Origin of the sequence: Pseudochrobactrum algeriensis (assembly GCF_018436245.1) — a bacterium.
Lineage (GTDB): Bacteria > Pseudomonadota > Alphaproteobacteria > Rhizobiales > Rhizobiaceae > Pseudochrobactrum > Pseudochrobactrum saccharolyticum.
In genome coordinates this window covers 815279-827637 of sequence record NZ_CP075361.1, presented here as the reverse complement: position 1 = coordinate 827637, position 12359 = coordinate 815279, and the positions used below count along the sequence as shown (strand labels likewise).

11 protein-coding genes are annotated in these 12359 nt (G+C 53.3%); 2 read left to right on the top strand and 9 right to left on the bottom strand.

The genetic code is table 11. The features are described 5' to 3' along the window. Positions 1-110: 110 nt before the first annotated feature. From KHQ09_RS05725 to KHQ09_RS05700, 6 genes are all read right to left on the bottom strand, one after another. On the bottom strand, positions 111-677 hold the full coding sequence (locus KHQ09_RS05725) for a DUF6101 family protein (protein ID WP_213599830.1): 567 nt from the start codon (positions 675-677) through the stop codon (positions 111-113). Positions 678-1265: 588 nt separating this feature from the next. After that, the gene (locus KHQ09_RS05720; RefSeq protein ID WP_213596949.1) at positions 1266-2684 is read right to left on the bottom strand and encodes an FAD-binding oxidoreductase; all 1419 of its coding nucleotides are present in this window, start codon (positions 2682-2684) and stop codon (positions 1266-1268) included. Between the two features lie 20 nt (positions 2685-2704). Beyond that, a complete protein-coding gene (locus KHQ09_RS05715; protein ID WP_213596946.1) occupies positions 2705-3667 on the bottom strand; it encodes an L-threonylcarbamoyladenylate synthase in 963 nt (320 codons plus the stop codon). Between the two features lie 100 nt (positions 3668-3767). Beyond that, a complete protein-coding gene (locus KHQ09_RS05710; protein WP_213596944.1) occupies positions 3768-4349 on the bottom strand; it encodes a histidine phosphatase family protein in 582 nt (193 codons plus the stop codon). 86 nt (positions 4350-4435) lie between these two features. After that, entirely contained in the window at positions 4436-5875 is a 1440-nt protein-coding gene (gene der / locus KHQ09_RS05705) for a ribosome biogenesis GTPase Der (protein WP_213596942.1), read from the bottom strand. 59 nt (positions 5876-5934) lie between these two features. Then, positions 5935-6606 carry a tetratricopeptide repeat protein gene (locus KHQ09_RS05700; RefSeq protein ID WP_213596940.1) on the bottom strand — a complete coding sequence of 224 codons (672 nt, stop codon included), beginning with the start codon at positions 6604-6606 and terminating at the stop codon, positions 5935-5937. A 410-nt stretch (positions 6607-7016) separates the two neighbouring features. Here KHQ09_RS05700 and KHQ09_RS05695 point away from each other — a divergent pair, with 410 nt between their 5' ends. Beyond that, on the top strand, positions 7017-8036 hold the full coding sequence (locus tag KHQ09_RS05695; protein ID WP_213596938.1) for a polysaccharide deacetylase family protein: 1020 nt from the start codon (positions 7017-7019) through the stop codon (positions 8034-8036). A 27-nt stretch (positions 8037-8063) separates the two neighbouring features. On the opposite strand, the gene KHQ09_RS05690 is transcribed toward KHQ09_RS05695, so the two are convergent. Further along, entirely contained in the window at positions 8064-8411 is a 348-nt protein-coding gene (locus tag KHQ09_RS05690; protein WP_213596936.1) for an ArsC family reductase, read from the bottom strand. A gap of 25 nt (positions 8412-8436) precedes the next feature. Further along, entirely contained in the window at positions 8437-8886 is a 450-nt protein-coding gene (locus tag KHQ09_RS05685) for a MerR family transcriptional regulator (RefSeq protein ID WP_213596934.1), read from the bottom strand. Between the two features lie 75 nt (positions 8887-8961). On the opposite strand from KHQ09_RS05685, the gene KHQ09_RS05680 reads away from it, so the two are divergent. Continuing rightward, positions 8962-11283 (top strand): heavy metal translocating P-type ATPase, encoded by a 2322-nt coding sequence (locus KHQ09_RS05680; protein ID WP_213596932.1) that lies wholly within the window; start codon positions 8962-8964, stop codon positions 11281-11283. A 44-nt stretch (positions 11284-11327) separates the two neighbouring features. Here KHQ09_RS05680 and KHQ09_RS05675 read toward each other — a convergent pair whose 3' ends face one another. Further along, positions 11328-12254 (bottom strand): LysR family transcriptional regulator, encoded by a 927-nt coding sequence (locus tag KHQ09_RS05675; protein ID WP_022711182.1) that lies wholly within the window; start codon positions 12252-12254, stop codon positions 11328-11330. Between the last annotated feature and the right edge of the window lie 105 nt (positions 12255-12359).

Sequence of the window (12359 nt, the reverse complement as noted above, 5' to 3'; positions counted from 1 at the left end):
GTGACTGGAGATCACATATTTAATTCTTTAACGTGCGAGACAGTCTTCGGTTTCTTAAACGCGCGAAATAATTTCCTGTCTTTTAAACTCGCGAGATGATCTCAGCTTTTTTACACTCGCGAGATAATCTCGCGGCCAGAAATCTTCAAACTTACGCCCAGCGAACCGGTTTTGCGGCGTGCCAGAAAACGTGGACGGCGACGGCGCGGTTCCTGTCCCTGACGACGCTCTGTGCTGGCCGAAGCTGTAACACCGCCAATGCTGTCATGAAGCGGACGGGCAACACCATCGGCCTCAACCAGAAGCATCGGCAGCTTGTAAGCATTTGCCCATGCATGCCAGTCGGCGGCAACATCATCCAGATCATGCGCCACCAGCAGCGGCACAGACATTTGCGCATCTTCGTGCATCAGTTCCAATGTCACAGTAATCAGACCGTGTTCATCTTCAACTGCACGGGCAGTCACACCAAGAAACACATGGGCAGGCAATGCCACAGACATTGGCAAACCGCTGGAAGGCAATACACGTCGCAGCACTGCGCCACGTTCATTGATCGTAAAAGTCACATCTTCCTGCTCGCCCGTTGAAGCGTAAGATACGCTCTGCGGGAACTGGAAAGGATCGAGACGGATCTCCCTGCTCGCCCAAACTGGTTTGTCCTGTTTTTCCAGCATCTGGTTCATTGTTTTCGCGCCCTGTTGCTTCTGAGAACCGCTGTTATTTTTATTTTCGGTCCTGTTATATTTGCGAGCCTTTTTGGCTTCGTTGGACACAAGAATAGCGCGGCAAAGTCACCAATCTGCTTAAATGACAGGGTTAATGCTTCTGTCTTTGCGGGAATGGTTTACAGATTCCAACCAATAGCTAAACAGAAGTAAGACTTCGGAAAGACCGGTAAACAGCATTTAAACCATGAAAATCAGCGAATATTCATGATTTTTAACAAGAGCTAAACAATAAGCACCCGTTCTGCTTCGCCAACAGTATTTTACCGCTTCCGGAGCTTCCAAATCTGAAGATTGTCTGAAAACCACAATCCGGCAGCAACCAGTTATTAAGGCTGAGGCTGTGGACATTAAATCCGCGTTAAACACGCCGGACAGCACATCAATCTTTTGCTAACCGCGTTTTCGCTGCTCAGAATGTGGATATTTACCGCTCGTTTATGATGAGCGGTGGGCAAAGCGGCCTGTTTTTAACAATTGAGCCGCCGCTTCTTAACGAAACGGCGGCTCAATGTTTAAACTTTAACAAGGCTCAGTTCAAAGCAGCTTGTCCGGATTCATAATATTCTTCGGATCAAAAGCCTGCTTGATCCGGCGCATCAGCTCCAATGCCAGCGGCTGTTTAAAGGCACGCAATTCTTCACGCTTCAATGCGCCGATACCGTGCTCTGCCGAGATGGAACCATTATAACTCATCACAATCGTATGGATGCGATGGTTGAGTTCATGCCAGCGTGCCAGAAAGGCCTGCTTATCCGCTCCGACCGGCTGCGACACATTATAATGCAGATTGCCGTCGCCAATATGACCGAAACAAACCACACGTGCAGACGGGATCATTTCCTCACCTGCAATCGCCGCTTCGGCAAGGAATGCAGGGATTGAAGCAACAGGCACAGAAATATCATGTTTGATTGAGCCGCCTTCCGGCTTCTGCGCCGGAGACATTTCCTCACGCATTTTCCAGAACAAATCAGCCTGCGCACCATTTTGCGCAATGGCTGCATCCTGCACCAGTCCGGTCTCAAAACCTTGCGTCAGAACAGCTTCCATCATTTCCTGCGCATCCGCCTCAGAGCGGGCGGAAGAAATCTCAATCAGCACATACCACGGATAGGCGTTTTCCAGCGGATCACGCGCTTCTGCAATATGGCGGAGAATAAATTCCATGCCAATGCGCGGCATCAGCTCAAAGCCGGTCAGCGCCTGCCCCGCCTGATCGGCCGCCAAACGGAACAGCTGCACCACATCTTCCGGCGACTGCAATCCGGCATAGGCGACCGCTTTGCCTTTCGGCTGCGGGTGCATTTTCAGCACAGCCGCGGTGATAACCCCGAGCGTGCCTTCCGCACCGATAAACAGATCACGCAGATCATAGCCGGTATTATCTTTTTTCACGCGGCGCAGATCATTCAGCACCTGCCCGTCCGGTAAGACGACTTCAAGACCAAGGCATAATTCGCGCATATTGCCATAGGCCAACACAGCGGTGCCACCAGCATTGGATGAGAGATTGCCGCCGATCTGGCACGAACCTTCCGCGCCAAGGGACAGAGGGAACAACCGTCCCGCATCCTGCACGGCTTCCTGCAGATTTTGCAAAACCACACCGGCTTCAACCGTGACAAGATTGCCGATCGTGTCAATGTTGCGTATTTTATTGAGACGCGACAGCGAGAGAATGATCGCCCGTCCGCTTGTATCCGGCTGCTGCGCACCGACAAGGCCGGTATTACCGCCCTGTGGCACCACAGGTGTTGCAGTCTCATAGGCCAGTTTCATAATGGCTGAGACTTCATCCACCGATGCAGGGCGCAGCACCAAAGCAGCGCGGCCATGAAACAGATCGCGCGGCTCGCTTAAGTAAGAAATCTGATCGGCGGGATCGCAGAGTGCATTTTTCTCACCGACAATTGCAGTGAAGCGCGCGATCAACTCTTCTGACATCGTCATCATCTGTTTCCGCCCAAATTCAACTAATCGCGCGGCGCAGCCGCGCGGGATAAGCGATCATTAATTGCTTCGCCCAGACCATGATGCGGCACCGGCTCAACGGCAATCGTCTTCGCCCCTGCTGCATCCAGTTTTTTCATATAATCAAACAAATGTACGGCAGCTTCATGCAGATCACCGGAAGGGCTCAGATTCAGCACCGCAGCCGCATTTTCTGCCCCCGCTGCACGTTGCGCTCCAAAACCCAGCAGCGCCTCGCCTTCACGCACTTCAGAGACATTCAACCGCATCGCTGCATCCGGCGCATAGTGAGACGCCATCATGCCCGGCGCCTGAATGGCCGCACGCTGATCCAGACGATGCAAAGGCTGGCCGAGAAAGGCTTCGATCTCTTCTGCTGCCAGACCACCCGGACGCAGCAGAAATGCCTGACCATTTTCGATTTTAACAATGGTGGATTCCAGCCCCACTACACAGGCACCGCCATCAACGATCAGATCGAGTTTGGCACCCAGATCATCCTGCACAGCCTGTGCCGAGGTGGCGCTGATACGCCCCGAACTATTGGCACTCGGCGCGGCCAGCGGGCGGTCAAGCATGGCGATGATCTCACGCACCGGCCCGCGCGGCATACGAATGGCCAGCGTTGTCAGACCCGCGGTCACCAGCGGATGAATCTCTGCGCCGTCACGCACCGGCAGCACCAGTGTCAGCGGCCCCGGCCAGAATTTTGTCGCAAGTTTACGGGACAGATCATCAAACTGAACATAACGTTCAGCCATTGCGAGCGTTGCCATATGCGCAATCAGCGGATTGAAATGCGGGCGACCTTTGGCAGAGAAAATACCGGCAACCGCATTACCATTGGTAGCATCAGCGGCCAGTCCGTAGACAGTCTCGGTCGGCAGAGCCACAAGTTTGCCTGTGCCCAGCGCATTTGCAGCCAGTTCAAGAGATGAAATGTCAGTAGAAATAATTTGTGCCATGCCGCACTCCTGCAATTTTTTGCAAGCTGGCAGCACTGTCAGGACCTGCATGTTCTCTGACTACAGAACCATGAAACGCGATGCAAGACTGTAATCCCTGTCAGGTATGATCATTAATGCTTCGCCAATGATGCAGCATCTGTTTTGCCCCGTCATCATAGTGCCAATAATGCCCCTGCGAAGGCTGATCATAGCGGCGGGAAACCGGCAATCCGGCCAGCACACAATAAAGTAATGTGCCGGTTGCTCCATGACCGCAGATGATAATGTTCTTATGCTGAGCCTTGGCAGCAGCATCCATAATGTCACGAACTGCCGTGCAAATTCTCGCCTGTGCATCCACCGCTCTTTCCCAACCACGCACGGAATGATGCGGCTGGGCAAAGAACTGGTCAGCAAGTTGTTCAAACTCTGCCGGAGGGAGGAAACCCGTTGCGGAGCGATCATTTTCTCCCAAGGCAATATGGCTCTGCACAGTCTTGGTAAAATACGCGCCCAATAAAGCAGCAGTCTCCTGCGCTTTGGTTTCCGTACTGCTCCAGATCATATCCGGCACCGGCCAGATATTGCTCTCGAGAAACTGTTGTAATGCAGCCCTGCCCGCTTGTGACAAATGCCAGCGCTCAACCGGCACGGCCGGATCGACAACAACCTGCGGATGGCTCAGAAAAATCAGCTGCATTGCATTCCCGCCAATCTGTTACCGGCAATAAAAAATCCTGCCGGAACACTTCCGGCAGGATTTTAAAATACATCATCAAGATGACATCAGCGTTTCTTCTTTGCCCGTCCGGCAAAAGGATTTTCCGATGTACGCAAGGACAGGCGGATCGGCACGCCCGGCATTTCGAATGTATCACGCAGACCATTGATGAGATAACGCACATAGGATTGCGGCATCACATCAGGACGCGAGCAGGACACCATAAAGCCCGGCGGGCGTGTCTTGACCTGCGTCATATATTTGACCTTCAGACGACGGCCAGCCACTGCCGGAGGCGGATGATGGGTAATCACACCTTCGAGCCAGCGGTTCAGACGACCTGTGGAAATGCGCGTATTCCAGATACGGTGCGTCATCTCAACGCTTTCCATCAGCTTATCAATGCCGTGGCCGGTTTCACCGGAAATCGGCACAGCGCGGATGCCGCGTACCTGCGGCAGCAGACGCTCGGTCTTTTCGCGCAGATCAGCCAGCAATGCCTGACGGTCTTCGATCAGATCCCATTTATTGAAAGCGATAATCGGCGCACGGCCTTCACGGATAATCAGATCAATGATCTGCAAATCCTGCTTTTCGAAAGGAATGGTCGCATCGAGAACGATAATCACCACTTCCGCAAAACGGATAGCGCGCAGACCATCAGCAACGGAGAGCTTTTCCAGCTTTTCCTGCACGCGCGCTTTGCGGCGCAGACCGGCGGTGTCGAACAGCTTAACCTCGCGGCCACGCCATTCCCACTCAACGGAAATCGAGTCGCGGGTAATACCGGCTTCAGGGCCTGTCAGCAAGCGATCCTGACCGAGCATTGTATTAATCATTGTGGACTTACCGGCATTCGGACGTCCGACAATGGCAATGCGCAGCGGCTTGGTCGCGTCATATTCAGGGATGATTTCCTCATCCTCATCGCTGACGTCTTCACCAACCAGTGCGCCGATTTTTTCCTGTGTAAACTCTTCTTCGGCTTTTTCTTCCGCGAAGGCTTTTTCTTTACCGATGGCTTCCACAATCGCGTCGCGCAGATCAGGCAGACCCTGACCATGCTCGGCAGAGATCGGGCAAGGCTCACCCAGCCCCAAACGATAGGCATCATAAAGACCGGCATCAGCGCCGCGGGCTTCAGATTTATTGGCAACCAGAATAATCGGTTTGCTGAATTTGCGTACCAGCTGCGCGAATTCAATATCCGTCGGAGTCAAACCGGCTTTGGCATCAATCACGAACAGAACCGCATCAGCCTCGTCAATCGCGGCTTCGGTCTGCGCGCGCATACGGCCTTCCAACGTACCGGCTTCAGCAATTTCCAGACCGGCAGTGTCAATAACTTTGAAATGCAGATCATAGAGCTTGCCGTCGTGAATACGACGGTCACGGGTAACACCCGGCGTATCATCGACCAGCGCCAGTTTGCGCCCGACAATGCGGTTAAACAGTGTGGACTTGCCGACATTCGGACGTCCGATAATTGCGAGTGTAAAGCTCATTCAGCTTATTTTTCCGTATTATAGAGCGGCACTTAAACCGTCCCGCTCTAATGAGTGTTTCAGCCTTTTGCTGCAGTCTCTGAGCTGCGCATCAGGTCAAGCATTGTATTGGCACGCTGGCGGAGATTGGCAGGGATTGCCGCATCATCCGCATTTTGCTGGAACAGTTTGCGGGCATCGTCTGCACGACCTGCCTTGTAAGCCGCCAGACCCAGCACTTCACGGGCAGAACTGCGCATCGGATTACCATCCGCGCTCAGTGTTTCCGCACGTTTGGCTACATCTTCATAAGAGCCGGTATCGACCAGAATATAGGCAGCCCGAAGCTTGGCAACATCACGCAGGGCAACCGGTGCCTTGCTGTCTGCCGCAACCGCATCAAAAGCAGTGACCGCACCGGCCATGTCTTTTTTCTGCTCAAGCAATGTTGCTGTGCGCAACTGTGCCAGAACCGGATAAGACCCTGCACCTTCGGTTTCCAGCTTCTTCAGAGCGCTCAGGGCTTCATCTGTTTTCTTTTCACCGGCCAGATCAAGCGCGGTCAGGAACTGATCGCCCGACACTGCCGCTTTGCTCTCGCGCCAATATTCATAACCGACATAACCGGCTGTACCGATAACAACGGCTACCGCGCCACCGATCAAAACCGGACCAAAACGCCGCCATACAGCGCGCACCTGTTCTGAGCGGAGCTCTTCGTTGACTTCGCGGATAAAGCTGTCGTCTGTCATGAATACCCTGTGAAACTTGTCAAGATTATCGAATATGCATCAAGAGCACGGACTATATACACAGCCCGCGACTTAACACACCTATCCGGCTTTTAGTCGGAATCGCCGACAGATGGTAGTCCTGATTGCGAATTCCTGCATAATTCCTTAATTTGCGCTGCTTAGAGCATTTCACAGTCAAGTTGGATCGACTTGACGCCCGTGATAATGCGACCAAATAAAGAATCTAGAGCGAGCGCTATGATCCAATCTGGACGTTAACCGCTCTAGCGCTCAAATCAATGGCACAGTATCAAGAGATCAGAGCATCTTTGTGCATCTATTCAGACGCAGAGCGCTCTCTGCCTGTGCTTTGCCACATTTCATACCTAATCAATCCGCTTCCGATTTCGCAATGAGCTTTCGTTTTCATGTATCAGTCTCTTCTTTCCGGTTTTGCGGTTTCTCTGTGTCTGGCCACGGCTGCGCAGGCTATGCCCGATATGCCCGCAGCGCCTCAGCAACAGGAAAAACCGGCTGATACCCGCCCGAAACAGGTGGTGATTATCTCCTTTGACGGCGCGCATGATAACAAGCTCTGGCAGCGCAGCCGCGCATTAGGACAGGAAACCGGTGCACATTTCACTTATTTTCTTTCCTGCGTCTTTTATCTGGAACGCGCAGACCGTGCGCAATATCAGCCACCGCGTATGAAAGCAGGCCGCTCCAATGTCGGCTTTGCACAGGATAAAGCAGAAATTGCCACCCGTCTCGATCAGGTGTGGAAAGCCAATCTGGAAGGCCATGAAATTGCCAGCCACGGTTGCGGCCATTTTGACGGCAAGAGCTGGACGGCAAAAGAATGGGCGCAGGAAATTCAGGCATTCCGCACTATTGTCGGCAATGCATGGAGCGCCAATAAAATTGACGGCGAACCGGAAGGCTGGAAAGATCTGGTCTATAACAAGATCACCGGCTTTCGTGCGCCCTATCTCTCCGATGACAAGCCGGTGCAGACAGCTTTGCGTGAAAGCGGTTTTGCCTATCAGGCCAGCGGCGTGACCTCAGGGCCTGAATTGCCAAAGAATCTTGCAGGTCTCAAAAGTTTCGGCCTGCCGCTGATACCGGAAGGCCCTGCCCGCAAACCCGTGATTGCCATGGACTATAATCTCTATGTGCGTCATTCGGGCGGCAAAGAGAAACCGGAACAGGCAGCGCAATTTGAGCAGCGCAGTTATGATGCCTTTATGAATGCGTTCAACAAACAATATGACGGCCAGCGTATTCCGCTGCAAATGGGCTTCCACTTTGTGCTGATGAATAACGGCGCTTACTGGAATGCGCTGGAGCGTTTTGCCCGTGATGTGTGCAAGCGTCAGGATGTACGCTGCGTCAGCTATCAGGATTATCTGGCGGAACCTGAGCTGCATAAAAGACAAACCGTTCTCTGACAGAACAGAGAACGGCAGTTTGAAGATTTAAGCGAAAAATTCCGCGTAGATTTCCGGTTTGAAACCGGCCAGCAATTTGCCGTCCTTTTCCAGAACCGGACGTTTAATCATCGACAGATTGCCGAGCATCAGTTCAATAGCCTTGGCTTCAGTCAAATCCTGCTTCTGTGCATCATCGAGTTTACGGAATGTCTGGCCTGCGCGGTTGATTACCGTTTCCCAGCCCAGTGTCTGGCACCAGTTTTCCAGCTTGGCACGATCCAGACCGGCCTTTTTATAATCATGAAAGTCAAAGGCAATATTCTGCGCTGCCAGCCAGTCCTGTGCCTTGCGCATCGTGTCACAGTTTTTAATTCCGTAAATAGTTACAGTCACGTCCATTCCTCTCTTATAGATAATGCTATTTCGGCGTCTGTGCCGGATGATCATGATCGTGACCGCATTGGCTGTGATCTTCGAGTATCTGGATCACCCTGCATTCACAAACCCGTCCGTGATCACATTCACTCACCATGCGGCGTAATTCATCGCGCAAGGCTGACAGGCGCTCAATCCGGTCTTCAATCTCATCAAGATGACGCCGCGCAATCGAATCTGCCTCGTGACAGGACGCATTGGGTGTCTCAGTCATTGCCAGCAATTCACGAATATCATTGATTTCAAAACCGAGATCACGGGCATGACGGATAAAAGTCAGACGCTTAATATCTTCCGCGCCATATTCCCGTCGCTGGCTTTCGGTGCGCTCCGGCTCGCGGATCAGCCCGATTTGCTCGTAAAAACGGATAGTTGGCACCTTAACACCGCTGCGTGCTGCAACTTTGCCAATCGTATAACCTTTTTTGTCCATTTTTCCGCTTGCTCCTATAGCCACTAGAGCATTTAGGGTCTTTCTCAAAAGATGCAAGAGAAAAGGAAATTGGAGATGTCCGGTCCCGTCCGTCAGGATAAATTCCGCGTCGAAGGCATGGATTGCGCCTCCTGCGCCATGAAAATTGACACCGCTGTGCGCCGCCTTGGCAAACAGATCAGCGATGTCAATGTTTCGGTCACCAAAGGCACAATGACAGTGACCCATAATGGTGTCGAAGCTGATGCCATTACCGGCCAGCTGAAAAAACTCGGCTATAAATCCAGCTATATGGGTGCCAATCAAGGCGCTGCTGTTGCAGAGCCGGAAACCGAAGCACATGCCTGCTGCTCCGGCCATGACCACAAGCATAGTCATGATGATCATGATCACGCAGGGCATGACCACAGCGGCCACGATCATGCCTCGCATGATCATAAAGACCATAGTCACAGTCATGCACACGAGCAGAAACAAGTGCAGGCTAAAGAGGCCTCACCTCTGCATATGCATGATCATGGTACGGATGAAGACAGCAAACCTTGGTGGCAGCAGGGCAAAGCCAAACTAACAATTGCTGCGGGTACGGCACTGGTTGCAGCCTATCTTCTCGGCCATTTTGTTCCGCAATATGAAATCTATATTTTCTCCGCTGCAATGCTGGTGGGGCTGGTGCCGATTGCCCGCCGCGCTCTGGCCGGTGCCCGCTTCGGCACACCATTCTCTATTGAAACACTGATGACCGTTGCCGCTGTCGGCGCACTGTTTATCGGCGCTGTGGAAGAAGCCGCGATGGTTGTCTTCCTGTTCCTGATCGGTGAGCTTCTGGAAGGTGTGGCCGCACGCCGTGCCCGTAACTCCATCCGTGGCCTTGCCGATCTGGTGCCAAAAACCGCGCGTGTGGAAAAAGACGGCCAGATTATTGAGCAGGATGCGGCAAGCCTCGCACTTGGCACAATCATTCTGGTGCGTCCGGGTGACCGTATTGCCGCCGATGGTGAAATTATCAGCGGAAACAGCGCCGTCAATGAAGCCCCTGTGACCGGTGAAAGTACGCCTAAGAATAAAGAAGTCGGCGACAAGGTTTTCGCAGGCACTATCAATTCCGATGCTGTCTTGCGGGTTAAAGTCACGGCCACTGCGCAGAACAACACCATTGCCCGTATTATCGCGCAGGTTGAGGAAGCACAGGAATCCAAAGCACCGACCGAGCGTTTTATCGACCGTTTCTCGGTCTGGTACACACCTGCGGTGATGATCCTTGCTGCTCTGGTGGCGATTATACCGCCGCTTGTTGCCGGTGGTGACTGGAATGAATGGATCTATAAAGGTCTGGCTATTCTGCTGATCGGCTGCCCTTGTGCTCTGGTTATTTCCACCCCTGCCGCTATTGCTGCCGGTCTTTCCTCCGGTGCCCGCCGTGGTCTGCTGATGAAGGGTGGTGCGGTGCTGGAAAGCGCCGGTCATGTAACGGCTGCCGCCTTTGACAAGACCGGCACGCTGACAGAAGGCAAGCCTGTTGTTACCGACATTATCGCCTTTGGCAGTTCGGAAGAAGAAGTGTTGCGCTATGCGGCGGCCGTTGAACAGGGCTCAAGCCATCCGCTTGCTGTTGCCATTCTCAAGGCTGCGGAAGACAAGAAACTGGCTCTGCCGCAAGTACATGACGGGGCGGCACTCGGTGGCAAGGGTGTGTCCGGCACGGTTGACGGCAAAGCCATTCTGCTGGCCTCTCCTAAAGCCATTGCCGCCAAGACCAGCATTTCTGATGCGGATCAGAAGCGCATTGCCGATATGAACGATCAGGGCAAGACCGTCTCGCTGTTGATGATCGGCGATCAGCTTGCCGGTGGTATCGCCATGCGTGATGAGCCGCGTGAAGATGCGCGTCAGGGTATCAAAGCACTGCAGGCTCAGGGTATCCGCACCATCATGCTGACCGGTGACAACCGCCGTACGGCAGAAGCGATCGGCCGCGATCTCGGCATGGAAGTCCATGCGGAAATGATGCCGGCAGACAAACGCCGCGTGGTCGGTGAACTGAAAGCCGGTAAACAGGTGGTTGCGAAAATCGGTGACGGTATCAATGATGCTCCGGCACTGGCCGCTGCCGATCTCGGTATCGCCATGGGCGGCGGTACTGATGTGGCGCTCGAAACTGCTGATGCCGCGATCATGCATGGCCGCGTGACTGACGTTGCCAATATGATTGACCTGTCAAAAACAACCATGGCGAATATCAAGCAGAATATTACGCTCGCCATTGGATTGAAGGTGGTGTTCCTGATTACCACCATTCTCGGCATTACCGGTCTGTGGCCAGCCATTCTGGCCGATACCGGTGCCACGGTTCTGGTGACAGCCAATGCCATGCGCTTGCTGCGCTGGAAGCCATAATCTCCACGACATAAAACAGGGCACCATCCGGTGCCCTGTTTTATTTATGTCAGGCTGTAATCCGTTTCTTCACGGGCGATTTTTGCATATTCATTGCCGAGAAAATCCAGCAGCGAGCGAACAGAAGGCAGCAAGCCGCGCCGCGACGGAAACGCCGCATGGAGAATACCGGTGCGCGGTGCCCATTCCGGCAGCACATCGACCAGACGCCCTTCGCGCAGATCATCCCGGATAACCATTGTCGGCAACTGACAGACCCCGACGCCATGTATTGCGGCCATACGCAGCGCCACCATATCTTCCGTTATCAAACGCGGTTTGTGATGCACTCTGGCGGTTGCGCCATCCGCTTTTTCCAGACACCATTCATGGTCCACCCGCAGCGGATCCCATGCCATGCTTGGCAAAGAAGCCAGATCAGCCGGCACCAAAGGCCGGTTAATTTCAGCAATCACCGACGGGCTGGCGACAAGGCGTTGCGGACTTTCCGCCAGTTTACGAATAACCAGATCGCTGTCATCAAGCGGCGGAAAGCGCACGCGGATTGCCAGATCAAAACCTTCCCGCAGCACATCAACGCGGCGGTTTGTGCTTTCCAGCAACACATCAACTTTCGGATTTTCCTGCATGAAACGGGCAATCATGTCGCCGATCTGGAAATAAATCATCGAGGACGGACAGCTGACCCGCACAATACCCTGCGGTTCCGAACGCATCCGGTCGATCACCTCCTGCGCAGCCTCTGCCTCAACCAGCATAGCCACACAATGGCGGTAATATTCATGCCCGACTTCCGTCACCGCGAAATGACGGGTCGTGCGCTGGATCAACCGCACACCGAGACTGTCTTCCAGCAAACCGATGCGACGGCTGAGACGGGAGCGCGGCATATTCAGCTTGCGCGCCGCAGCTGCAAAACCGCCCTGCTCCACCACAACCACGAAAAATCTCAGATCATTCAGATCCTGCATGGAAACTCCCTGTGTCATCCTTCATGAAATAGAATATAATCGCATTATCATAAAGCGCTACATCATTGTCTCATTTTTCAGACATTGTAGTGCATTTTTACTGAC